Source organism: Kerstersia gyiorum (genome assembly GCF_004216755.1).
In the GTDB taxonomy this organism is placed as follows: Bacteria; Pseudomonadota; Gammaproteobacteria; order Burkholderiales; family Burkholderiaceae_B; genus Kerstersia; species Kerstersia gyiorum.
The window spans coordinates 17757-42067 of record NZ_SGWZ01000004.1 but is presented as its reverse complement, the minus strand read 5'-3'; the positions used below and the strand labels follow the sequence as shown (position 1 = coordinate 42067).

At 62.6% G+C, this 24311-nt stretch carries 23 protein-coding genes; 6 read left to right on the top strand and 17 right to left on the bottom strand.

Annotation, left to right across the window (positions count from 1 at the left end; translation table 11 throughout):
* Positions 1–108: 108 nt before the first annotated feature.
* The 3 genes from EV679_RS12190 to EV679_RS12180 all read right to left on the bottom strand — a co-directional run bounded on the left by EV679_RS12190 (position 109) and on the right by EV679_RS12180 (position 3023).
* Positions 109–585 (bottom strand): MarR family winged helix-turn-helix transcriptional regulator, encoded by a 477-nt coding sequence (locus tag EV679_RS12190; protein WP_127774607.1) that lies wholly within the window; start codon positions 583–585, stop codon positions 109–111.
* A gap of 245 nt (positions 586–830) precedes the next feature.
* Positions 831–1625: a response regulator transcription factor gene (locus EV679_RS12185; protein WP_068370580.1), complete on the bottom strand. Its 795-nt coding sequence runs from the start codon at positions 1623–1625 to the stop codon at positions 831–833.
* Positions 1626–2219: 594 nt separating this feature from the next.
* The gene (locus tag EV679_RS12180; protein ID WP_068370578.1) at positions 2220–3023 is read right to left on the bottom strand and encodes an SDR family oxidoreductase; all 804 of its coding nucleotides are present in this window, start codon (positions 3021–3023) and stop codon (positions 2220–2222) included.
* Positions 3024–3294: 271 nt separating this feature from the next.
* Between EV679_RS12180 and EV679_RS12175 the strand changes: the two genes are divergently transcribed.
* Together EV679_RS12175 and EV679_RS12170 are read left to right on the top strand one after the other, a co-directional pair.
* The gene (locus EV679_RS12175; protein ID WP_130487368.1) at positions 3295–3975 is read left to right on the top strand and encodes an epoxyqueuosine reductase QueH; all 681 of its coding nucleotides are present in this window, start codon (positions 3295–3297) and stop codon (positions 3973–3975) included.
* Positions 3976–4044: 69 nt separating this feature from the next.
* Complete coding sequence (locus EV679_RS12170; protein ID WP_415777674.1) at positions 4045–4926, top strand: PhzF family phenazine biosynthesis protein; 882 nt, start codon at positions 4045–4047, stop codon at positions 4924–4926.
* 170 nt (positions 4927–5096) lie between these two features.
* On the opposite strand, the gene EV679_RS12165 is transcribed toward EV679_RS12170, so the two are convergent.
* From EV679_RS12165 to EV679_RS12155, 3 genes are all read right to left on the bottom strand, one after another.
* Positions 5097–6083, bottom strand: coding sequence for a diaminopimelate dehydrogenase (locus EV679_RS12165; protein WP_068370570.1), 987 nt, complete (start codon positions 6081–6083; stop codon positions 5097–5099).
* A gap of 153 nt (positions 6084–6236) precedes the next feature.
* The gene (locus EV679_RS12160; RefSeq protein WP_130487367.1) at positions 6237–7052 is read right to left on the bottom strand and encodes a DODA-type extradiol aromatic ring-opening family dioxygenase; all 816 of its coding nucleotides are present in this window, start codon (positions 7050–7052) and stop codon (positions 6237–6239) included.
* A 54-nt stretch (positions 7053–7106) separates the two neighbouring features.
* Positions 7107–8051 (bottom strand): LysR family transcriptional regulator, encoded by a 945-nt coding sequence (locus EV679_RS12155; protein ID WP_130487366.1) that lies wholly within the window; start codon positions 8049–8051, stop codon positions 7107–7109.
* A 105-nt stretch (positions 8052–8156) separates the two neighbouring features.
* On the opposite strand from EV679_RS12155, the gene EV679_RS12150 reads away from it, so the two are divergent.
* A complete protein-coding gene (locus EV679_RS12150; protein ID WP_130487365.1) occupies positions 8157–9134 on the top strand; it encodes a pyridoxal-phosphate dependent enzyme in 978 nt (325 codons plus the stop codon).
* On the opposite strand, the gene EV679_RS12145 is transcribed toward EV679_RS12150, so the two are convergent.
* From EV679_RS12145 to EV679_RS12130, 4 genes are all read right to left on the bottom strand, one after another.
* Positions 9131–9979: a MetQ/NlpA family ABC transporter substrate-binding protein gene (locus tag EV679_RS12145; RefSeq protein WP_207224928.1), complete on the bottom strand. Its 849-nt coding sequence runs from the start codon at positions 9977–9979 to the stop codon at positions 9131–9133. The two genes, EV679_RS12150 and EV679_RS12145, sit on opposite strands and share 4 nt — an antisense overlap.
* 119 nt (positions 9980–10098) lie before the next feature.
* A complete protein-coding gene (locus EV679_RS12140; RefSeq protein WP_068370555.1) occupies positions 10099–11139 on the bottom strand; it encodes an isopenicillin N synthase family dioxygenase in 1041 nt (346 codons plus the stop codon).
* Between the two features lie 67 nt (positions 11140–11206).
* Entirely contained in the window at positions 11207–12013 is an 807-nt protein-coding gene (locus tag EV679_RS12135; protein WP_068370551.1) for a MetQ/NlpA family ABC transporter substrate-binding protein, read from the bottom strand.
* 60 nt (positions 12014–12073) lie between these two features.
* Positions 12074–13369 carry an O-acetylhomoserine aminocarboxypropyltransferase/cysteine synthase family protein gene (locus EV679_RS12130; protein WP_130487364.1) on the bottom strand — a complete coding sequence of 432 codons (1296 nt, stop codon included), beginning with the start codon at positions 13367–13369 and terminating at the stop codon, positions 12074–12076.
* Positions 13370–13688: 319 nt separating this feature from the next.
* Between EV679_RS12130 and mgrA the strand changes: the two genes are divergently transcribed.
* Positions 13689–14762, top strand: a complete 1074-nt coding sequence (gene mgrA / locus EV679_RS12125) for an L-glyceraldehyde 3-phosphate reductase (RefSeq protein WP_130487363.1) — start codon at positions 13689–13691, stop codon at positions 14760–14762.
* Here mgrA and EV679_RS12120 read toward each other — a convergent pair.
* From EV679_RS12120 to EV679_RS12105, 5 genes are all read right to left on the bottom strand, one after another.
* The gene (locus EV679_RS12120) at positions 14731–15210 is read right to left on the bottom strand and encodes a GNAT family N-acetyltransferase (RefSeq protein WP_068370546.1); all 480 of its coding nucleotides are present in this window, start codon (positions 15208–15210) and stop codon (positions 14731–14733) included. The two genes, mgrA and EV679_RS12120, sit on opposite strands and share 32 nt — an antisense overlap.
* Positions 15207–15974, bottom strand: coding sequence for a GrpB family protein (locus EV679_RS12115; RefSeq protein WP_242611481.1), 768 nt, complete (start codon positions 15972–15974; stop codon positions 15207–15209). Before EV679_RS12115 ends, EV679_RS12120 begins: the two co-directional genes overlap by 4 nt.
* A 149-nt stretch (positions 15975–16123) precedes the next feature.
* Entirely contained in the window at positions 16124–16246 is a 123-nt protein-coding gene (locus tag EV679_RS17975; RefSeq protein ID WP_274519717.1) for a hypothetical protein, read from the bottom strand.
* A gap of 93 nt (positions 16247–16339) precedes the next feature.
* Positions 16340–17977, bottom strand: coding sequence for an ABC-F family ATP-binding cassette domain-containing protein (locus tag EV679_RS12110; RefSeq protein ID WP_130487362.1), 1638 nt, complete (start codon positions 17975–17977; stop codon positions 16340–16342).
* 182 nt (positions 17978–18159) lie between these two features.
* Positions 18160–18675 (bottom strand): DUF2938 domain-containing protein, encoded by a 516-nt coding sequence (locus tag EV679_RS12105; RefSeq protein WP_240733232.1) that lies wholly within the window; start codon positions 18673–18675, stop codon positions 18160–18162.
* 123 nt (positions 18676–18798) lie between these two features.
* On the opposite strand from EV679_RS12105, the gene EV679_RS12100 reads away from it, so the two are divergent.
* On the top strand, positions 18799–19221 hold the full coding sequence (locus tag EV679_RS12100; RefSeq protein ID WP_130487361.1) for a helix-turn-helix domain-containing protein: 423 nt from the start codon (positions 18799–18801) through the stop codon (positions 19219–19221).
* A gap of 218 nt (positions 19222–19439) precedes the next feature.
* Here EV679_RS12100 and clpB read toward each other — a convergent pair whose 3' ends face one another.
* A complete protein-coding gene (clpB, locus tag EV679_RS12095; RefSeq protein ID WP_068370540.1) occupies positions 19440–22040 on the bottom strand; it encodes an ATP-dependent chaperone ClpB in 2601 nt (866 codons plus the stop codon).
* Positions 22041–22305: 265 nt separating this feature from the next.
* Complete coding sequence (locus EV679_RS12090) at positions 22306–22716, bottom strand: YbaN family protein (RefSeq protein ID WP_068370539.1); 411 nt, start codon at positions 22714–22716, stop codon at positions 22306–22308.
* Between the two features lie 243 nt (positions 22717–22959).
* On the opposite strand from EV679_RS12090, the gene pdxA reads away from it, so the two are divergent.
* Positions 22960–23964, top strand: a complete 1005-nt coding sequence (pdxA, locus tag EV679_RS12085; protein WP_068370990.1) for a 4-hydroxythreonine-4-phosphate dehydrogenase PdxA — start codon at positions 22960–22962, stop codon at positions 23962–23964.
* Positions 23965–24311 lie beyond the last annotated feature (347 nt).

Here is a 24311-nt window from a genome sequence, read left to right as displayed (position 1 = left end):
GGCGTGGCATCGCACGGCCTGCCCGGCTGCCGGCGCCGCGCGATGCCGCACGCAAGCCGCCAGGCGGACGGCAGCTGCGCGCCGGGTTGCATACGCCGGGAAAATCATTCAAGCCTGGCCTGTTTTGTCCTGCAGCGTTTGTTGCATGCGCCGCAGATAGGATTTGAGCTGATCGACTTCCGTTGCAGAAAAATCCTGCAGGCCCAAGTCATGGACATCACGCAATACCGCCGGTATCCGGCTGGCCACTGCCAGCCCCTGGGGCGTCAGCTCGATACGCACGACCCGCCGGTCGGTCTGGCACCGCTTGCGGCGGCACAGTCCCTTGGCCTCCAGGCGATCCAGCAGCCGCGTCATACCGCCCGCATCCTGCATACAGCCACGCGCCAGTTCCGCCACCGTATCCGCTTGCCCGGTATAAAGTTTGAGAATGGGATGCCATTGCGCGTTGGTCAGCCCGAAGGGCTCCATACGCCGCTCTATCTCCTGGCGCATGACGGCAAGCGTCGAGCGCATCAGCCAGCCCACGCTGTCCATCAGGTCATAGTCCTGATGCAGATCCTTTGTCTTGCCTGCTTGTTCCATGGATGAAAATATTATTTGCCTAGTCAATCACTGTCAAAGCATTGATTGATTTATCACGAAGATCTTGCCTAGAAAGCTGTTTCACTGCCTTACTTGCAAGTAGCTGAATGGCGGCAAAAACACGCGCCCAAGATGCAAAAAACCCCTGCCACTGGAAGCCTTCCTGTGGCAGGGGTCTGGGCGGCGCCCGGAGTCGGATAGCGCCACCTCTGTGTATAGGGGAGCGCAGTACCTGCGCCCAGGTCTCAGGCCGGCGCGTCGTCGGCCGGCATCATCAGGGCATAACCCCGATTGCGGTAGCTGCGTATCTGCGGCCGCCCTTCCTGGCCAGCGCGCAGGCCCAGCTTGCGCCGCAGATTGCTGATGTGGGTATCGAGGCTGCGATCCAGCGGTTCGATGGAGCGGCCCAGCGCCGTTTCCGTCAGGTGCTCGCGGCTGATCATGGCGCCGGGCCGACGCATCAGGGCCGTGAGTATGCTGGTTTCCGCCGCCGTCAGGTAAATCTGATTGCCACCGACCCGCACTTCCGACGAAGCAGAATCCAGGCTCAGATCGCCCACTTGCAGATAGCGGCTGGCCGCGTCGGCCTGGCTTACCTGGCGGCGCAGGCAGCCATGCAAGCGGGTCCAGAGGATATCGAAATCCACCGGCTTGCGCACGTAATCGCTGGCGCCGCAACGCAGACCCATCAGGCGCTCGGTGTCACCGTCGCTTTCGATCAGCATGAGCACTGGCATATCGGAACGGCGACGCAGGCGGGTCAACAGCGTGAAACCGTCATTTTCCGGCAGCCCGGCGTCGATGATTGCGAGGTCCACCCGCTCATGCAGAACGAAATTCCAGGCCGATTCGCCATCTGCCGCCAAATGCACGGACAAGGGCGCCGCCAGGGCGAGCGCCGGCAGTACCTGGCGCAGCACGGTCGGTCCGGAGACGATCAGGAAGGAAACGGATTTTGCATAGGGGCAGGCGTCGACACGCGGCTCGCCCGCAGGCGGCGTGATGTTCATGTCCTGCTTATCCAGATAGGCTTGTTGCATAGGACAACAGCGAAGAATGTTCCAGGAATTTCCAAAGTATTCAAAAGATACGTTTGGAAATCATTTTTTTAGCACAGCACAGGCAAGACCGCAACTCAGGATGCGAATCGTTTCTATTTTTAAGTTGAAGATTTCCCAACAGATCTTCACAAACTTAAGATGACTCAAGCGGCATGCCTGAATATGAAGGAATCTTTGTTTCCGGGACAGGAAAGCTACCCATTTTCCCTGTTTGACATGTTCTTTTGCACCGGCTTGCCAGCTTCCCGGCAATATACCCCTATTACTGCCAAGCGCAAGCCTCGCCCAATCGCGCAGATTCCCCTGCCAACGGCGTGCAGACTGGCCTCGGCCATTTTCGCCAGGCCTGTTTCAGGCCCGAAACTTATCCCCAAGGCCTGTGAATAAGTCGGTGGAAAAGCTTGGCATATGTCATGCAAACGCAACAATGACGCGCAGGCTTGATTGACTGAGCAAATTTTGAACAGCGCTGCGCAATCCTTGCCCGTTGTGCCTTGCCAGACGGCCGGTCGCGCTGGCGCCGCCAGTCATGTGACGACGTGGCGGCCCGGACGCAAGCCCTACCCGCCCGCGTCACTGGTCCAGCGTAGCACCGCCATCCACGCGCAGATCGTGCAAGGTGATGTGACTGGCGCGGTCGGACAACAGGAACAGCACGGCATCAGCCACTTCATCTGCTGTCGCCAGCTTGCGCAGCGGAATGCCCAACCGATAGTGGGCCAGTTCCCCTTCGATCAACTTTTCCCGCGACAAACCCTGTTGCAGCCTGGCGTAAGGCTGGATGGTTTCGGTATCGCCCGGAGAGACGATATTGCAACGCACACCGTAGCCTGCCAGTTCAAGCGCCAGGCACCGGGTAAGCTGAGCCACCGCCGCCATGGAGGCGGCATAGGCCCCCATGCCCGCCCTGGGCGTTGCCGCCGCGCTGGAACCGATATTCACGATCGCCCCCCGGCGCCGCGCCATCATGCCGCTAGCCACGATGCGATTGAAGTTGAAGGCCCCCATGGTATTCACCTCGAAGGCCCGCGCCCAATGGGCAGGTGCGACATCAACGATGCGTCCGATCTGCAACAGGCTGGCTGCGCTCACCAGTTTTTCCACCGGCCCCAGCATCTGCTCTGCGGCGGCCACCGCCAGTTCCACCGCAGCGGCGTCGCTGACGTCCAGGTTGGCCATATGCAATTGCGCCGGCCCGGCGTCACTCGCCAGCGGCTGCAGGCTCTCCCCCAGCTGATCGAACGCAGCGACTTTCGCGCCCGCCCTCAGCAGCCGGCGTGCCAGCACATGGCCGACACCGCCCGCCGCGCCTGAAATCGCGACACAAACCCCTGAGAACTCATCATCGTATCCCTGGTATCCCGTGTATTCCGACATACCCTTCCCCTTGTTTCATTCCTGGCTATATGGCGAGCATGAACCACGCAGACAGGCGCTCGCTGGCGCCTCAAACCGCGTGCTGGCCGGACATACTTTTTAACATTGACTTACCTCGCCTGGCGGCAGCCTGCGCCGCCATCAGGGAAAGCCTGGGCAGGAATGAAACACCCGTGCAAGCCGGCATGGATACTGCTGCTGATTCAGCCTAAAATGCAGGGTTCCGGATACGCATTGAAGGCCGGCGCCGCATGCGCCCGGCACGCACGCCATGACGACTACAGATACCCTCGCCAATCGCAAACCGCTGCAATTGCCCACTGGACGCAAGAAAGTGCTGCTGCATTCCTGCTGCGCCCCCTGTTCGGGCGAAGTCATGGAGGCCATGCTGGTCTCGGGCATCGAGTACGACATTTTCTTCTACAACCCGAATATCCATCCGGTACGCGAATACGAAATCCGCAAGGAAGAAAATATCCGCTACGCCGAGCAGCACGGCATCAAGTTCATCGACGCCGACTACGATATGGACAACTGGTTCGATCGTGTCAAAGGCATGGAAAACGAACCCGAGCGTGGCGTGCGCTGCACGGCCTGCTTCGACATGCGCTTCGAGCGCACCGCGCTCTATGCCCATGAGCACGGCTATGACACCATCACCAGCTCGCTGGGCATTTCCCGCTGGAAGGACATGAACCAGATCAACGGCTGCGGCGAACGCGCCGCCGCGCGCTATCCCGAGCTGGTCTACTGGACCTACAACTGGCGCAAGGGCGGCGGTTCGGCGCGCATGATCGAAATCAGCAAGCGTGAACAGTTCTACCAGCAGGAATACTGCGGCTGCGTATATTCGCTGCGCGACACCAACCGCCACCGCCGCGACCAGGGCCGCGAGCGCATTCGGATCGGCGTGAAGTACTACGGGGTGGAAGAAACCTCGCTGGGAGACTGACGCCCAACAACCCGGTGGCCCTGCCCTGCCTGAAACTGCCTGCTTAGCGCTGCCTCCTTCCGAACCAGGATGATGTCCATGACCTCAGTACGCGCACGCCGTTTCATGCAGATAGACGTCTTTTCGGCGCAGCCTTATATGGGCAACCCCCTGGCTGTCGTGCTGGACAGCGATGGTATCAGCGACGCGGCCATGCTGCGTTTCGCGAACTGGACCAATCTTTCGGAAACCACCTTCCTGTTGCCCCCCAGTACGGCTGGACGAGCTGCCGGGGCCGACTACCGGGTCAGGATATTCACGCCCGGCGGCGAGCTGCCCTTTGCCGGACATCCGACGCTGGGCAGTTGCCATGCTTGGTTGAACGGCGGCGGCCAGCCGCAGGCCGAGGGCCTGGTCATACAGGAATGCGCCAAGGGCCTGGTGCCCTTGCGGCGCGATCCAGCCAACGGACTATGGGCGTTTGCCGCCCCTTCCATGGAATGCAGCCCGATCAGCGAACCGCAACACCAGGCCGTGCTGCAAGCGGCAGGCCTGTCGGCGCAACAGGTGCAAGATAGCGCGATCCTGTTCAATGGCCCCAGATTCTGGGCTTTGTTGCTGGACAACCCCGAGACCGTGCTCGGCCTGACACCCGATCTCCCGGCGCTGCATGCGCAGGGCATTCAGCTGGGTGTCGCCGCACGCCATCCGGATACCGGCGCCACCGACCTGGAAGTACGGGTCTGGTTCAATAGCGGCAGCACCCTGACGGAAGACCCGATCACGGGCAGTTTCAATGCCAGCCTGGCGCAATGGCTGATCCAGCGCGGGCATATCGCCGCCCCCTATCTTGCCAGCCAAGGCATCAACCTAGGACGCGCCGGACAGGTGCACCTGTCTCAGGACGACAGCGGCCAGGTCTGGGTGGGCGGCCAGAGCAGCATCTGCATCAGCGGCACGGTCATGCTCTGACCCGCCCTGGGCCGACTGTGGCGGCAATGCCAAGGGCATCTCCCTAGGCAACGCAAAAACAAACCAGGCAATCCATACGGACTGCGACGGCAGCCCGATTTTCTCATTTCACCATGCGCCATCGCAGCAGCAACACGGCGGTTGCCGCTGCGATGGCAGCCGCCTGCGGATTACAGCAATTCCTTGCGCAATTCGGCCGCTGATTTCGGCGACAGCAGCCCCGGAGCCACGTCGAATACGCTGCGGGCGCCACGCTCGCCAGCCTGCTTCAGGCGATAGGCGGCACGCGCATAGGCAACCAGCACACTGGAGGTGAACTCCGGATTGCTGTCGAGCGCCAGTGCATATTCCATGATCTGCTTGTTGCCCGTCCCCGTCGTGCCGCTGCGGATCACAAAGCCGCCATGCGGCATGGCATTGTGTTCGCGGCGCAGCGTTTCCTCGGAAATGAAAGTCACCGTGGTGTCGTAATCAGCAAAATAATCGGGCATGGTCACGATGGCGTCGCGCACCTGCGCCTGGTCTGCACCCTCGGCCAGCACCACGAAACACTCGCGCTTGTGCTTTTCACGCGTGCTCAGCACCGGCTGTTCGCCATCGCGCACACGCTGCACGGCCTGCGGGACCGGCACCGTGTACTGCACGCCGCCCTTCACGCCCGGCACACGGCGCACCGCATCGGAGTGCCCCTGGCTCAGGCCCTTGCCCCAGAACGTATAGGTGGCGCCCTCGGGCAGGATGGCTTCGCCGAACAGGCGATTCAGCGAGAACAGGCCCGGGTCCCAGCCCACAGAGATCAAAGCGACGTTGCCGCCCGCCTGTGCCGCGGCATCGACGGCAGCGTAGTACTCGGGAATCCTGGCATGGGTATCGAAGCTATCTACAGTCGTGAACGCGCGCGCCAGTGCCGGCCCCTGTTCGGGCAGGTCGGTGCGCGATCCGCCACAGAGGATCAGCACGTCGATCGCATCGCGGAAATTCTCGATGTCATCCCAGGGGTATACCGGTACGGAGGCATCCAGCAAGCTCACGCTCGCCGGCGGGCGCCGCGAAAACACGCCCACCAGTTCCATGTCGGCATTCTGCGCCACGGCGGACTCCACACCACGGCCCAGATTGCCATAACCTGCAATGCCTATCCGGATTTTCTTGCTCATTGTCCCATTCCATCCAGCCAATATTTAAAGCGCCACAGCCGCCGGCTGAACGGCACGCGGCGCACGAAAAAAGAAATTTTACCTGTCGCGGCAAACCGGGCCGTTCCCCCTACCGGCGCCTGATACAGGCACGTCAGCGTGCGGCAGCGCACCTCATGCAACAGCCGCGGCGCCGAAACGAAAACTCGATACCGTCACGCCGCCCCGGAAGCCGGTCTCGTGATAGCTCAGCGCCGCAGGCTCGTGCTCGGCCGCTCCGACCGCCACCATCAAGGGCAACAGGTGTTCTTCACGCGGATGCACCTGGCGCGCATAAGGTGCTGATTCCCAATCCAGCAGCGCCTGGGTGCGCGCCTGCGCCGGCAGGGCCATGGCCTCACACAGCCAGGCATCGAAGGCGGTGGAACTCTCGCGAGCCTGCGGGCCGAAGGCACGCAGATTGTGATAGCTCAGACCGCTGCCTATGATCAGGACGCCGACGCGGCGCAAAGGCGCCAGCACCCGCCCCAAGGCCACGTGAATCTGCGGCTCCAGCCCGGCCATCAAGGACAATTGCACGATGGGCATACGGGCGTCGGGATAGGCCACCACCATAGGAGAATAGACGCCATGGTCATAGCCCCGTTCCGCATCACAGGCCACAGGCAGGCCCGCCGCACGGATCAGGTTTTCGACCTCAAGCGCCAATCCCAGATCCCCGGGCGCGGGATATTCGACGTGATAGGTGTGTTCCGGGAAACCGTAATAGTCATAGATCATCGGCGGGCGCGGATGCGACTGCACGGTAAACGCCGGCGCCTCCCAATGGGCCGACACCATGAGGATGGCCCGAGGCGCGCCGCCGGCATCTTCGGGCAGGCGCCGCAGCGACTGCGCCAGGCCGGCATAGGGCCCGTCCAGCATGCCGTCCATCCAGGGCCAGGGGCCGCCGCCATGGGAAATGAAAAAGGTGGGTAATGGTGATGTCATGCGTAAGAACTCGGAAAAATCGGAAAATGCTTGATCGGTCGTGGCGCAGCATGCTCAGCCAGGCATGGCCTCATCGGCCTGGACAGGTTCCTGTCCCAGACGCTCCGCCAGGAAGGTCATCAATGCGCGCAGCTTGGGCGGCAGATGCCGGGTAGGCGGATATAGTACCCATACATCGCCGCTGTACGAGGTCTTGAACGACCAATCTGGCAGCACCTGTACGATACGGCCCTCGCGCAGCGCCTGGCGTGCGGTGAAATCCGGCAGGCTGGCTATCCCCAGGTGCTTCAGGGCAGCGTCCAGCCGCACGCCGGTATGGTTGGCGGCATAACGCCCTCTGACCTGCACCGTGACGGTCTTACCGCCACGCACGAACTTCCAGCGTGCGTCCCCGGGCACTTCCCCGAGATAGATGCAGCTGTGCTGCTTCAGGTCCTGCGGCTGCAACGGCATGCCATGGCATGCCAGATAACGGGGGCTGGCGCACAGTTTGTGCTCTAGCGCGAGCAAGGGCCGCCCCATCAGGCCGGGCGGGGGTTGATCGGTAATCCGGATCGCCAGATCCATGCCGTCTTCAATGAGATCCAGCGGCCTGTCATCCAGGCGCAGTTCCACATCCACCTCGGGGTAGCGGCGCAGGAATTCCGGCATGTGCGGATGCACCACGAAATGCCCCACTGCCTTGGGCACGCTCATGCGCACCAGACCACGCGGCACTTCATCAAAACGCCCCGCCCGCGCCACAACGGCCTGCGCAGCGTGCACCATGTCCTGGCAACCGGCATAGACATCGCGCCCGCTTTCACTCAGGCGCAGCTTGCGGGTCGTGCGTTGCAATAGCCGAGTGCCCAGCGCCTTTTCCAGCCGCGCGACGGCCCGGCTGGTGGCCGAAGGCGTGCTGCCAAGCAGGCGGGCCGCAGCGGAAAAACTGCCGGCCTCGACCACCTTGGCAAATACGGCCATCTCCGCCAGCAGGGTCATTTCCTGATTTGTGCTCATGGCGCAAATATTATTTGAATGAATAGATGATTATCGCCATTTTCGCTATTTCGTACACTGGCCGCACACCCTTTTGCAATCGCCTGTTTACCGCTGCCCGCACCAATGACCCTACATATCAATACCCCGTTGATCGAATCTGAACCCATCAGCCGTGCTGCCGGGCGCCGCATCCGCCTGAAGCTGGACATACTGCAGCCGCCGGGATCGTTCAAGATACGCGGCATCGGCCTGGCTTGCGCGCGCTACGCGCAGCAGGGCAAGCAACGGTTTGTCGCATCCTCCGGCGGCAATGCCGGCATTGCCGTGGCTCATGCCGGACGCCATCTGGGCATTGCCGTTGTGGTCGTCGTGCCCGAATCCACCCCGGAAGCCGCTCGCGAACGCATTCGCCGGCAAGAGGCGCAACTCATCGTGCATGGCGCTGCCTGGCATGAAGCCAATGCCCTGGCGCAATCCTTGCTGACGGAAACGGATGCCTTCATCCACCCGTTCGATGACCCCCTATTGTGGCAGGGCCATGCGTCGCTGATCGACGAACTCGCTGCCTCGACCGCCGCGCCCGACGCCATCCTCCTGTCCGTGGGCGGTGGCGGGCTGTTTTGCGGTGTGGTCGAAGGCCTGCGCCGCAATGGCTGGGGCCATGTTCCAGTGATCACTGCGGAAACCGACGGCGCCGATGCCTTTGCCCGCTCCCTGGCGACGGGCCGGCGTGTCGCGCTGGAACACATTACCAGCGTGGCCAGCTCGCTGGCCGCCAAACAGGTCTGCGAACAGGCCTTTCAGCTGGGGCAGGCCCACCCCACCCGTCCTGCAGTCGTCAGCGATACCGAGGCGCTGCTTGCCTGCCAGCATTTCCTTGATGACCACCGTCTGTTGGTGGAACCGGCCTGCGGCGCCAGCCTGGCGCTGGCCTACGACCAGGCCGGTGTTCTGGCAGGGCTGCATGACATCATTGTGGTAGTCTGCGGCGGCGTCATCATCCCCCCGGTCCAGGCCAGTCAGGGAATCGCTCCGCAACACGCTGCCCACCCGCCGGCGTACGAGCAGCCAGGAACGGCAGATATCGGGTCTGCTGCCTAAGGACGGGCCTCATGCACCGGGATCACCGAACCCTCGTAGCGGTCCCGGATATAGGTGGCGATCTGCGGCGATTCCAGCACTTGCGCCAGCCGCGCCACCCGCGCGTCCTGCGCCAGCGCCTGTGAAGTCACCAACACATTGGCATAGGGGTTGCCTGCCACGCGCTCCAGTGCCAGGGCGTCGGTCGCAGGCTTGAGCCCGGCTTCCAGCGCATAGTTGCCATTGATGATCGCCAGATCGACATCTGGCAGCACTCGCGGCAGCAAGGGTGATTCCACCTCCGAAATGCGCAACTTGCGTGGGTTCCCGGCGATATCGGCAAGCGTCGCCAGGCCGCTGGCCGGGTCCTCCAGGCCTGGACGCAGGCTCAGCAGGCCCTGGTCCTGCAGCAGGAACAAAGCGCGGCTGAGATTGCTGGCATTATTAGGCAAGGCCACCACCGCCCCCTCGGGCAGATTCTTCAGGGAGGTATGACGGCGCGAATAAATACCCAGCGGCTCAATATGAACGGTGGCAACCACGGCGAACTTCTGCCCCAGCGCTTCCTCCTGGGTACGCAAATACGGCACATGCTGGAAGAAATTCGCCTGCACGTCACCGCCTGCCAGCAAAGCGTTGGGGTTCACGCCATTGGGTATTTCAATGATTTTCAGGTTCAGATCCGGGGCAACACGCCCCACCTGCTCCAGTATTTCCGCATGCGGGATCGCATCAGCCGCCACGATCAATGGCGCTTGCGCCCAGGCGGTCGCGCCCAGGCTGGCACCGAAACAGACCATGGCGCCAGCCAGCAGGCGACGCCAGCGTGCCATACGGCTGGCAGGATGCGATACAGCAGGCGCCATGTCCTCCTATTTGGAATCGAAAAGCGGATGCATGTCTCTTACTCCGATGAGTCGTTGCAGCCGGCCGACCTGCCGGCTGAGGGGTACGGGGCAGGCCGGCCTGTCAGCCGGCCAGGTAATCAGGCGTGCACGCCGGTCTTGTCCAGTACGTCCGCGTAATAACGCTGCGCGACATCCGGATGTGAGCGCAACCGCCCTTTCAGGTAATTCAGGCCGACCTGGCGCAACAAGGGATTGAGCGGATCTGTCTCCGGGCCCAGTGCCTGCGCCGCCAATTCTGACGGCAGGCGGTACAGGGGCACTTCGGCATCCAGCCTGGCGCCCAGGAAGAAGGCTACGGACAGGCGGTCGCGCCCCGAGGGCGGGGTAATCACCTGATGAACGGTGGCGCGCAGGTAGCCGTTGGTCGCCAATTCCAGCAACTCGCCGATATTCACCACGAAGGTATTTTCTATGGGATGCGCATCTATCCAGCGGCCATCCTTGCCCTCCACCTGCAGGCCGCCCTGCTCGTCCTGCAGCACGAAAGTAATCAAGCCGCTGTCCTTGTGCGGCCCCACCCCCTGGTCGCTACTGGTTTGCTCGCGGCCGGGGTAGCGAATAATCTTGGCATGTTCATTCGGTTCGCGTCCATAAAGCGCGTCGAATGCGTTTTCCTCCAGCCCCAGCGCCAGCGCAAAAGCCCGCAACAGGCGCAGCGTAGTGCGCGTCATTTCCGCCTGCCATTCCTGCAACACCGGACGCAGCTCGGGCAAGGCCGCGTCGGGCCACAGGTTGGGCCCCTGCAGGCGTGCCCACGGCGGGCTACCCGGCCCGATGTCGCGCACTGCGCGTTCGGCACCGATATCGAACTGTTCGCGCCAGTCCTGGTGACCGCGCGTGTACTCCGCCGCCGCCAGCGAATAGCCACGGAAATGCGGTGAATGGATCATCTGCACCGCCAGCTTGTCAGCTTGCGGCAGGGCAAAGAACTCGCGTGCCCGTTGTTTCACCGCGTGCAGCAGTTCAGGCCGGATGCCATGGCCCTTGATATAGAAGAAGCCGATCTCGCGGGCGGCATAGCGCAAATCGGCAAGGAAGGCTTCGCGTTGCCCGGCATCGCCATTAAGCAGCGACAGGTCGAGAATGGGCAGGCTTTCGTTATGAAGATCAAGACTCATGGCAATGAACGATCCGGAACGGGAAAATGAAAAAGGCCCTGCAAGACGGTAACAGCAGGGCCGGGGCTTAGAATGCCGGCAGCAGGGTGCCGCTGTAGCGCGTGGCCAGCAACTGGCGGACTTCGTCGGACTGGAAGGCTCGCGTCAGCGGCGCCACCCAGGGTTGCTCGCGGTCTTGTTCGCGCACCACCAGCACATTGGCATACGGACCGCCAGGCGGCTCGATGGCAATGGCGTCACGCGCCGGCAACAGCCCGGCCTGCGACGCTTCCGCCGTGATGATCGCTCCGGCGTCGACATCATCCAGGGCGCGTGCCAGGATCAGCGAGTCGATCTCACGGATGTCCAGCTTCCTGGGATTGGCCACGATATCCAGCGCCGTCGCGTTGTCCCCTTTGTTGACATCGAGATCGGCGCGCAACGTGATCAGTCCGTAATGCTGCAACAGCAGCAAGGCCCGATTGCGATTGGTATCGTCGCCCGGAATACCCACCAGCGCGCCTTCCGGCAGTTCTTCCAGCGACTTGTATTTGCGCGAATAGATACCCAGCGGCGCGCTCAGCGTGCGCGCGACCGGAGCCAACGCGTAGCCATGCGCTCGCACCTGTCCGCGCAGGTAGGGTTCATGCTGGAAAGCATTGGCATCCAGATCGCCGTCATTGAGCGGGCCATTGGCATTGAGATGCCCGGTGAACACCACCGGCTTGATCCGGATTTCTCCCTCCCGGGCGGCTGCCTGGCTGGCAGCTTCAGCCACATCTTCCATAACGCCACCACTGATGCCCAGGCGTATCGTGGTCTGGGCTTCGGCGGCTGCACCGAACGACAGCGCAAGGATCACGCCGGCCCACAAGGTTTTCTTGATTTTCAACATAACGGCAAACAACTCTGCTTTGCAATGGGGGGGAGGAAAGGCGCAATGCCTTCCATGGAATCAAATACGGGCCAGGGCCTGGTCGAGATCGGCGCGCAAATCTTCGATGTGTTCAATGCCTATGGACAGGCGCACGGTTTCCTCGCGCACGCCAGCCTTGAGCAGCTCTTCTGCCGACAACTGACGATGCGTGGTGGAGGCCGGGTGCGTCGCCAGCGACTTCGCGTCGCCGATATTCACCAGGCGGGTAAACAGCTGCAATGCGTCCAGGAAACGGGCGCCAGCTTCACGCCCGCCCTTGACGCCGAACGTCAGCACGCCAGACGCCTGCCCGCCCAGGTACTTGAGCGCCAGGGCATGGTCGGGATGACCAGGCAGCGCTGCATAACTGACCCATTCCACCTTGGGATGTGCCTGCAGGAACTGCGCGACTGCCAGGCTGTTGCTGTTGATGCGATCCAGGCGCAGGCCCAGGGTTTCTATGCCCTGCAGGATCAGGAAAGCATTGAAAGGCGACAGCGCCGCACCGGTATTGCGCAGCGGCACGACCCGCGCCCGCCCGATGTAAGCGGCCTCACCCAGGGCCTCGGTAAATATCACGCCGTGATAGCTGACGTCGGGTTCATTGAGGCGCGGGTAGCGGTCCTTATGCTCGGCCCACGGAAAGCGCCCCGAATCCACGATGGCGCCGCCCAGTGTCGTGCCATGCCCGCCCAGATACTTGGTAAGCGAATGAACCACGATATCCGCGCCATGCTCGATGGGCCGCAATAGATAAGGCGTGGCCACCGTGTTGTCAACGATGAGCGGTACGCCATGGCGGTGCGCGATCTCGGCAATGGCGGCAATATCGGTAATGTTGCCCAACGGATTGCCGATGGATTCCACGAACACGGCCTTGGTGCGGGTATCGAACAGCCCGTCGAAGGATGCCGGATCGGCGCCATCGGCAAAGCGCGTCTGGATGCCGAACTGCGGCAAGGTGTGGGCAAACAGGTTGTAGGTGCCGCCGTAGAGCGTGGAGGCGGAAATGATGTTGTCACCCGCCTCGGCCAGCGTCAGGATCGAATAGGTCACCGCAGCCTGGCCCGACGCCAGCGCCAACGCACCGACACCGCCCTCCAGCGCCGCCACGCGCGCTTCCAGCACGGCGTTGGTCGGATTGGTTACGCGGGTGTAGATATTCCCTTCGACTTTCAGGTCGAAGAGATCCGCGCCATGCTGGGTATTGTCGAACGAGAAGGCGGCGGTCTGGTAGATGGGAACGGCCACCGCACGGGTAGTCGGTTCCGGGGAGTAGCCGCCATGTACGGCGACCGTCTCGAATTTCCAGTCGGGTGTTTCCTGTTGCGGCATGATGCGGTTCCTTGTCTGGCAACAATCATTGACCAGACAAGGTTATGGGGGCCGCCCCATTTTTTGAATAATCACTTCGCAATATGCTAATGCTCAGGACGGCATGGCAACTGCGCCTGCACCCTGCCGTGCCGGCCCGAGCCAGGCTTCATAACCAGCGCACACTTGCTCATGACTTGTTAGTCCATCGCGCCCCGATCCTGCACTCCTAAAATGATTTCCACCCATGCCCGGGCCTGTTGGCCGGCGTCCGACGAGGTGCCGCCTGCCCGGCAGGCGCATCTCCCACCTGCATTCCCTAGAACACCTATTCCTGTCCATGACCAGCCGCGAAGTCAGATTCCTGAACACCGTCCCAGACATCCACCGCCCGTGGCAAGCGGCCCCCGACCGCTACAGCCACCACGCCTACCGTCGCGTCGGCAACAGCGGCCTGCTGCTGCCGCCAATTTCGCTCGGCCTATGGTGGAACTTCGGCGACGAGCATCCCTTTTCCCGGCAGCGCGACATTCTCACGCATGCCTTTGATCGCGGCATTACCCACTTCGACCTGGCGAACAATTACGGCCCGCCACATGGCTCGGCAGAAGAAAACTTCGGCCGCCTGCTACGCAATGAGTTCCGGCCCTACCGTAGCGAACTGGTGGTCTCCACCAAGGCAGGCTGGCCGCACTGGCCCGGCCCCTATGGCAATTTCGGCTCGCGCAAGTACCTGATCAACAGTCTGGACGAATCCCTGCGCCGCCTCAGCACCGACTACGTAGACATTTTCTACTCCCACCGTGTCGACCCCGATACCCCCATCGAAGAAACCATAGGCGCGCTCGATACCATCGTGCGCCAGGGCAAGGCGCTCTATGTAGGCATTTCGTCTTATTCTGCCGAACGCACGCAGCGCGCCGTGGAAGTCGCTCGCAGCCTGGGAACGCCGCTGGTCATCCACCAGCCGGCCTATTCGCTGTTGAACCGCTGGGTAGAAGATGGCCTGCTCGATACCCTGGAGCAAACCGGCCTGGGCCTGATCGCCTTTACCCCCCTGGCTCAGGGCCTGCTGACCGACCGTTTCCTGCAAGACCGCAACGCCGCACACGCCTCCAAGCGTTTTTCCTTCGATGCGTCCCATCTGTCGGAAGACAATCTGCGCCGGCTGCGCGACCTGGCCGCCATCGCCCGCGAACGTGGCCAGACCCTGGCGCAGCTTGCCATCGCCTGGCTGTTGCGCAACCACCGGGTTTCCTCAGTGCTGGTCGGAGCGTCCTCCACCGCGCAACTGGATGAAAACCTGGCTGCGCTTGCCAACACTGCCTTCAGTACCGAGGAACTGCAAGCGATCGACCACGCGGTGCAAGGCGACAGCGGCATCAACCTGTGGGCGCAATCGTCCGATCTGTAGGCATTGCGCTGCGCATCCGGACAACCTCGAACGGCAGGCCCTCGCCATCTTCGGCCTGCCTGCCGTATTCCAGAAAACCCAGCCGCTGGTAGAAAGCCAGCGCCCCGGGATTGCTGGCATAGACTTCCAGTTGCAGGCTGCCCTTGAGTGCCAGGGCATGCGCCACCAGCGCCCGCCCTACCCCTAGCCCCTGTTCAGCGGGATCGACAAACAACCCGCCAATGAAATCGTCCAGCAAACCGATGAAACCCAGCGGGCGGCCATCCCGGCAGGCGACCCAGGTTTCTGCGGCAGCCAGGTAGGTTTCCTCTATCAACTGCCGTTGCCGGTTCAGGCAATCGACGCCCAGGAACGCATGGGCCTGCGACGACGCCGCGAACCAGATTGCAGATAAGCGCGCCTGATCTTCCGGGCGATAGGCGCGAATCGCCCATGGCGCATTCTTCATTCTGCATCCACCTGCGTGCCCTGCCCGCTGTGCGACTCGCGTGCCGCCTGGAGCCAGCCCAGCGACGCAAAAATCTTTGCGTAAACATCCCGCACGACGGATTCCTTGCGCTGATTGTACGCAGGCACGTTATCCGCCCCGACCTTGGCCGTGTCCTTGGCCTGCGCATAGCGCTGGCGATCCTGGGGATGTTCGCGCAGCCAGTCCCGAAACATCAGGTGACGGATATGCTCCGGGCAATCCGGGCCGAACACATGCAGGTTCACCTCAGGGGAATCATGCCGCAACATGCGATGCCCGTACCAGGAGCGCTCTCGGACCGTCAGTGTGTAACCCAGGGCCTCCAGCTGCGGCACATAACCCTCCTCCCGCTCCGGGTCTGCGACGATGACATCGACATCTATCACCGGCTTGGCCCGCAAGCCCGGCACCGCGGTGGAGCCCACATGTTCGATGGCCAGCGCCACCGCGCCCAAAGCCTCGGCAATATCGCCACGCACCGCCAGGAACCGCGCCGGCCAGGCCGTGTCGTAATCGGTGACCTGCACCGGCAAGGTCCGTGGCTTGCCATGTACCCACGGATTTTCACCAGGATCCCCGGCTGCGAAGGTCATCAACGCAGCCGGGCTCACCCGACCGTCGCCAGGCACAGCCACGGCCCCTCCAGCCGCCTGGCCGACGCCCGGAGCAACGTCCGGTTTGCGGCCGCTTGCCCCATACTCATCATTCATCGTCATCATTTCGCTCCATGACTTCAGTGTCATCGGTGAAGAACTCCGGCCCGAGGGCCGGAGCTTCTCCGCCACCATACGGGGGCGCCTGCGGCGCCGTATGGATAATGCCTCGCTTGACCTCGGCCTGAAGGCCGAGGCTTGCGCTTAGGCCCGTGGTCAGTGACATCACTTCAGCGCCGTCAATTCAACGCCATCCATTCAGCCTCATCAATCAACCCGTGCCATCGTTCTAGTTCATCGTTCAACGCCCTCTGCCCGCCGGATCCATCAGCGCCGCCATCAGCTGCGTCGATCAGTTCCATTCCCAAGCTCTCCCATGGCTCATCGCCCGCCCTATGCAAGGGCCACAGGAAGACGCCATGATCGCGCTCCCCGCCCAATGCCCCTCCTGCCAGCTACCACGCTTGCAGGTGCCAACCTTGCCCGGTTGCCAGCAAACGGTCGGTCAGCCCTAGCTGGTCCAGAAAAGCCTCGTCATGAGACACCACCACCAAGGCCCCGGCATAGGCCTGCAACAGGCTTTCCAGCGCCTGAATCGACGGCAGATCCAGGTGGTTATTCGGTTCGTCCAGCAACAACAGCTGGGGTGGCACGTCGGCATACATCACCCGGGCCAACGCTGCCTTCAAGCGTTCTCCGCCACTGAGCCTGCCGCTGGGCCGGATCACCGCCTGAGCATCCAGGCCCAGGTGCGCCAGGCGCATGCGCAATTCTCCCTCGGGCAGGCTACGGTTGAGTTCACGCATCTGCACCAGCACGGAACGCTCGGGCGCCAGGTCTGCCAGCCCCTGGTCCAGATAGACCGCCGGCACCGACACATGGCAGCGACCGGCCACTGGCGCCAGCAGGCCCGCCAATACCTTGAGCAAGGTAGACTTGCCGCAGCCGTTCGGACCGACCACGCCTATCCGCTGTTGCCCTGCCACCTGCAGGCTCAGCCTGCCTGCCGCCCCCTGCACATAAGGCAAGACAACCTCTTCCAGCGTGGCAACGCAACGGGGCGCATGTGATGCGCCAACAGGCGCATGCATCACGATCTCGGCTTCCTCGGCAACCTCCCGGGCAGCTTCGATCACCCGCCGTGCCGCAAGCTCGCTGGCCTCGGCCTGCCAGCGGCGCAACTTGCCAGCCGAACCTTGGCTGCGCTCTTTCTGCCGATCCAACAGGATCTTGGCCTGATTCGCTTCACGTCCCTGGCGGTTACCGCGTGCCTGCCGCTTTTCCTGGCGTTCGCGTTGCTCACGCAGCATCTGCTCGTCTCGCTGACGCTCCAGCTTGCGCTGTTCCAGGCGCTCGATCGCATTCTCCCGCTCCCGCGCCTTGCATTGCGCATAGAAGGTGTAATTGCCACCGTAGCTGCGCACGCCCAATGAAGACAGCTCCACGATCCGATCCATGGTGTCGAGCAAACGGCGGTCATGGCTGAGCACCAGCAATCCACGCGGCCAACGCTGCAACTGCTCAAGCAAAACCTGCCGGGTATGGCCATCCAAATGGTTAGTCGGTTCGTCGAGCACCAGGAAATCCGCTTCCGACAGCATGGCGCCGATCAAGGCCAGCCGCATGGCTTCTCCGCCACTGAGCCGGCTGACAGCGACGGTCTCGTCGAGGTAGCCCAACCCGCTGCGGGCCAGTTCATCGTGCAGCCGCTGGCGGATATCCCAGGCGTCGCCCAAAATCTCGAAATCTGCAGTTGCGCTACTGCCGGCCTCGATGCGAGCCAGTGCGTCCAGCCTGGCTTGCACGCCTGTCAGGCCGGCTACCGTGGCCTCAGGAGCCGGTAGCAGTTGCTGGGCCAGGTAATGCACCTTGCCAGACATCACGCAGCGTCCCGCACTGGGCTGCAGTTGTCCGGACAATAGACGCGCCAGCACGGATTTACCGATGCCATTGCGCCCGACCAGGCCGGTGGCACGCCTGTCGAAATGTTCGCTAAGACCGGAAAAAAGCGTCCTGCCATCAGGCAAGACATAAGACACGCCTTCCAGCGCGAGATAGGGACCCGTATAGGAATGGGTACAAGGACTCGTCATGGTCACTCCAGAAATGCCAGGAACTCCCCCTGCTCATAGGGGTAGGTGGAGACTGGCCGTCACAGGGACGGCGGCATTAATGGCGCATGACGAATACCTCAATGGTGAAACCCGGAATGGGTCATATAGACAAAGTATAGCTTTACGTTCCAACGCAATAAAGTTCCTGCCACCAGCAAGCATCATGTCTGCACCCATGCCAGAATCTGCGCCGAGGCATACAGCCCGGTGCCGAACACTGCATGCGTGAGCAGGCTGCGGCAGCGATTTTTCCAGGGGGTTGCCGTGCGCGATGATGCGATCCCCGCCCCCATGGCGGGCTGCAGGACCAGAAAAGGCGCCGCGACAGTCACCAGCCCCCACCACAAGGCCGGCAGCCATTCCGGTTGCTGCAACCACGCAGGGCCAGCCATCGCAACCAGGAGCGTGGCAAACACCACGCCGATGGCGTAATGAAGCAACCATCCCAGACTGCGCTCGCCAGTCAGCGGCTGCCATTGCCGTACATCTGCCTGCCGTCCTGCATGCGACACCCCATATCGGCAAAGATAGCCCGCCCATCGCCCCAGCAGCGCATAATCCAGCGTCGGCGCACCCAGCCGTTTTTGCAGCAGCGTCCATACATCCATCACCAAGGTGGCACCTATGCCGGTCACCATGCTGGCCCAGGCCACCTCCAGCGGAGTCAAGCTTGCCATGCCCGGCTCCCGATCAAGAAACGATTCATGTCGGACATGGTAAAAGTCGAAGTCAACTTCAAGTCAAGCCTGCACGGACATCCGCCTGGCCGCCAGGAATCCGTCACCTCAGGAGCCAACTCAATGGACATATCGGAAGTCTCCCGGCAGACAGGCCTGCCCGCCTCCACGATCCGCTTCTATGCCAACCGGGGCCTGATCACCGCCATCAGTGCAGCCGGCCAGCGCCGCCGCTTTGCACCGGCTGTGCTTGACCAACTGGCCTTCATCGCGCTGGGACAGGCGGGCGGTCTTGCGCTGGACGAAATATCCGCCATGCTCACCCCCGACGGCGCCCTTGCCGTCGACCGCCAGCTGCTTGCCGCCAGGGCCGATGACATAGATGCCACCATCAAACGCCTGCACGCTGTCAGCCTGGGCCTGCGGCACGCCGCCGAATGCCCTGCGGCCTCGCACATGCAATGCCCGACCTTCCAACGCCTGCTGAAAATTGCCGCACGGCGGGAAAAAAAGAACGCCACGCCAGCGCCAGCCTATAACTCCTAGCAAACAGCAAACAGCCATCATTCGCCGCCCCTGGGCATGCTGCGGCAGCGGCCGCTGGGACGGCGAGGAACCGGGGGCCAAGGAATCATGATGTTCCCCCATAGGCAAGCCGGGGCCACGCAAAAAAACGGCCTGCCGCAATGGCAGGCCGTGGCGTACATCCACGTGGAGGTCAACGCCAACTGACGGCAGCGTGGCCTCCTTTCTGGCTCATACGCTTATTGCAGGGTGCGTTCGAAGACGAACTTGCCTTCGCGCCAATCGACCGGCACCACATCCCCCGGACCGAATTTGCCCTCCAGGATGAGGCGAGCCACCGGATTCTCGATTTCCTGCTGGATCGCGCGCTTGAGCGGCCGGGCACCGAAGACCGGATCGAAGCCTGCCCTGGCGATTTCCGCCAGCGCGGTATCCGTCACGTCCAGGTGCATGTCCTGCTGCTGCAGGCGCTTGTCCAGGCGTTGCAACTGGATAGACGCAATTTCCTGGATGTGCTTGCTGTCCAGGCCATGGAATACCACGACCTCGTCGATCCGGTTCAGGAACTCAGGACGGAAGGACTGTTTGAGCTCTTCCCACACCGCGCTCTTGACGGTTTCATAGGGCTCGCCTGCCAGCAACTGGATCTGGTGCGACCCGAGGTTGGACGTCATGACGATCACCGTATTGCGGAAGTCCACCGTGCGGCCTTGACCATCGGTCAAGCGGCCATCATCGAGCACTTGCAGCAGCACGTTGAATACGTCCGGGTGCGCCTTCTCGACTTCGTCGAGCAGCACAACACTGTAGGGCTTGCGGCGCACGGCTTCGGTCAGGTAACCCCCTTCCTCGTAGCCCACATATCCGGGAGGTGCACCGATCAGACGAGCCACCGAGTGCTTCTCCATGAATTCACTCATGTCGATGCGAATCAAGTGCTCATCGGAATCGAACAGGAAGTCTGCCAGCGTCCGGGTGAGTTCGGTCTTGCCCACGCCCGTCGGGCCCAGGAACAGGAAGGAACCGTAGGGGCGCGACGGATCTGCCAGGCCGGCACGCGAACGGCGAATCGCATCGGCCACCAGGCTCACGGCTTCGTCCTGGCCGATCACGCGGCGGTGCAGGTAATCCTCCATGTTGAGCAGCTTGGCACGCTCGCCCTGCATCATCTTGGAGACGGGAATCCCCGTGGCACGCGACACCACTTCCGCGATTTCCTCCGCCCCGACCTGGGTACGCAACAGGCGCGGCTTGCCGCTGTCAGCCGCTTCCGCAGACTCTTCCGTACGTTCGGCCGCCTTCAGGCGCGCTTCCAGTTCAGGCAGCTTGCCGTATTGCAGTTCCGCCAGTTTGTCGAACTGGCCCTTGCGCTGCAGTTCCGCCATTTCGGCGCGCACCTTGTCGATCTCTTCCTTGATGGACTGCGTGCCTTGCACGGCCGCTTTTTCCGCCTTCCAGATTTCCTCATAGTCGTTGTACTCGCGCTGCAGCTTATCGAGTTCTTCCTCGATGGCCTGCAGGCGGCGCAGCGATGCATCGTCGGTTTCCTTCTTTACCGCTTCGCGCTCGATCTTGAGCTGGATGATGCGCCGGTCCAGCTTGTCCATGACCTCCGGCTTGGAGTCGATTTCCATGCGGATGCGCGCCGCAGCCTCGTCGATCAGGTCAATGGCCTTGTCCGGCAGGAAGCGGTCGGTAATATAGCGATTCGACAGCTCTGCCGCTGCGACGATGGCCGGGTCGGTAATCTCGACGCCGTGGTGCAGTTCATAACGCTCTTGCAGGCCGCGCAGAATGGCAATGGTCGATTCCACGTCGGGTTCATCAACCAACACCTTCTGGAAGCGGCGCTCCAGCGCGGCATCCTTTTCGATGTACTTGCGGTATTCGTCCAGCGTGGTCGCGCCTATGCAATGCAGTTCGCCACGCGACAGCGCGGGCTTGAGCATGTTGCCGGCATCCATGGCGCCTTCTGCCTTGCCGGCGCCGACCATGGTATGAATTTCGTCGATGAAGACGATGCTGCGGCCTTCATCCTGGGACAGTTCCTTCAGGACGGCCTTCAGGCGCTCCTCGAATTCGCCACGGAACTTCGCGCCGGCCAGCAAGGCGGCCAGGTCCAGCGACAGCACGCGCTTGCCGCGCAGGCTTTCCGGCACTTCGCCGTTGACGATGCGCTGCGCCAGGCCTTCGACGATGGCAGTCTTGCCAACGCCGGGCTCACCAATCAGTACCGGGTTGTTCTTGGTGCGGCGCTGCAGGATCTGGATGGCGCGGCGGATTTCGTCGTCGCGGCCGATGACCGGGTCCAGCTTGCCCTGGCGAGCGCGCTCCGTCAGATCCTGGGTGTATTTGCCCAGCGCTTCGCGCTGGCCTTCGGCATCCTGGTCGTTCACGGCCTCACCGCCGCGCACGGCGTCGATTGCACTTTCCAGCGCCTTGCGCTGCAGGCCAGCTTCGGCCAGCGCGCGGCCCGCCGGGCCCTTGTCGTCGGTCAGCGCCAGCAGGAACAGTTCACCGGCGATATAGGCGTCGCCACGCTTGCCCGCTTCCTTGTCGGTGCGAGCGAGCACAGCCTGCAGATCACGGCCGATCTGCACATTGCCATCGCCGCCCTGCACCTGGGGCAAGGCCTTGATGGCGGAATCCAGCGCAGGCGCCAGGCGGTTTACCGCCACCCCGGCACGCGCCAGCAAGGCGGCCGCACCACTGTCCTGGTCAGCCAGCATGGCGGCCAGGACATGTGCGGGTTCGATATAAGGGTTGTCATTGCGTACTGCCAGGCTCTGAGCATCGGCCAGTGCCTGCTGAAACTTCGTGGTGAGCTTGTCGAATCGCATAATCTACCTTGAGCAGAAATCAGGGGGGCCATCTGGCCCGATACGCTAAAGATGCGGGCAACATCGCAGATTTTCAAGACTTGTCCACAGGCTTTCGTTGCGCTGGCGCAAGAAAAGCAGGTGCAGCAGCACAAGCATACTCAGAATGGATGAAATTAACAGCGTCCGGGCGTGCTGCAATGAGCACGCTTGACCAGAAACCGGGCCGCCCTGGCACTGCTGATCGACGCATCGCTTGCGGCCGCGCCGCCATGCCGCAACGGACTCAGGCGCTGGGCCGCGTCAGGATATAGGCCGCCGAGGCCAGCATGAATGCGCCCACGCCCAGTGCCAGCCACAACCCCGGCTTGGCTGACAGAAAGAAAATGGCGTAGCCGGCCGCAATGCCGCTGCACGCATAGGCCTTGGCTCGCGGCGCGATCGCGCCACGGGCCTGCCAGTTGCGCAATACCGGGCCGAAGGAAGGATGATTCAGCAGCCAGCTTTCCCAGCGCGGTGACGAACGCGCAAAGCACCAGGCGGCACCGATCAGGAAAACGGTGGTGGGCATCACCGGCAGCAACGCCCCGATGATCCCCAGGCCGACCAGCGCCAGCCCCAGTACGAAATATCCCCAGCGCACCACCCGATTGCGGGTCGGAACGTTCACGGGCTGAGCCTGTTCCTCAGGCTTCATGCCGTCCTCCCGGACAGGCCGGCCAGCACTCGTGGCGCCGCAGGGGCGGCAGGCAGCAAAGTAGCGGGGCGAGGAAAGCGGGGCATACGAACCGGAAGAAAGACAGGCTGAGGCGGCCGGAAGCACAGGCAAGGCCTTGTACAGACGGCCTCTGGTCTGAATTGTGCAACAGCGCCTGCCAAAATGCCAGGCAAAATCCAGCCGGATCGCTGCAGCGCCCCGCTGCAGCGCGATAATGGCGGCATGTCGAACATCCTCTCGCGCCCATTGGGCATCACCCTGGGCGATGCCGCCGGCATCGGCCCGGAACTCGTGCTGAAACTCCATGCCACGGGGCTGCCCTACCCTGCCATCGTCTATGGCGACGCCGGCGCCCTGGCGCGCGCTCGTGCATACAGTGGCGCAGCAGCCGCAAGCCTGGAGATACAGGAAATAGACCACCCCCGTGACGCCTGTTTCCGTCCCGGCCTCGTTCCCGTCATCTCGCGCGCCACTCCGCTGCCTGCCGGGCTGCCGCTGGGCCGGGTCAGCGCACTGGCAGGACTATCGGCCTACGAAGCCATTTGCCATGCCATCGACGATACCCTGGCCGGGCATCTGCATGCAGTCGTAACGGCTCCCATCCATAAGGAAGCACTGCAGGCGGCAGGTGTCGACTTTCCTGGTCACACGGAGATCCTGGCAACGCGCTGCGCCACCGATGACTATGCCATGGTGCTGGTCAACGACTGCCTGCGCGTACTGCTGGCCACCATTCATATCGCCCTGTCGGAGGTTCCGGCGCGCATCACGCCGGAAGGCCAGCGGCGCTCACTGGCGCTGGCGCACCGGGTCTGCCGCCAGCTGGGCGTGGCGCATCCGCGCATCGCCGTCGCGGGCCTGAATCCGCACGCCGGTGAAGGCGGGAAATTCGGCCTGGAAGACCGGGACATCATCGCCCCCGCCGTCGCCTGGGCAAGGGCGCAGGGCTACGATGCCAGCGGCCCCTGGCCAGGAGACACGGTGTTCATGCGTGCCCGACAAGGGGAATTCGATATCGTGGTGGCTCAGTACCACGACCAGGGCCTGATCCCGGTCAAGTACCTGGGACTGGACCAGGGCGTGAACATCACCGCCGGCCTGCCTATCGTACGCACCAGCGTGGACCACGGCACGGCTTTCGACATCGCCGGCAAAGGCATTGCCGACGAAGCCTCGCTGCGCGTCGCCTGTGACATGGCGGCAGCCATGTCACCCGAAGCCAGGTAAACGGCCCGGCGACAAAAAAGGGCCGGTGTCAAGAGATTAGTCAGAACAACCTAATGATCGAAAGTCTATATAGGACGCAGGTTTAGTTCTACGTCAGGCCGCTTGGCGAGGATGTGGCGTTATGGGCTAGGAGCCACATAAGAGCGTTGCGGTAGAAAGCCCAGGCGCGTTGGATCGAACGCGATTGCAAGTAAACGACTGCCGCATGACAGCATCTTAGTCCGATTAACGGCCGATATGCAGCCCGAAGAGCACTCAGTCCAAGGTTGCATCCATTCGCGGGAGCGCCACCAGCGCAAACCACCATCAACACGACTTCAAGGTCAGCGGTGCGACGTTGACTCAGC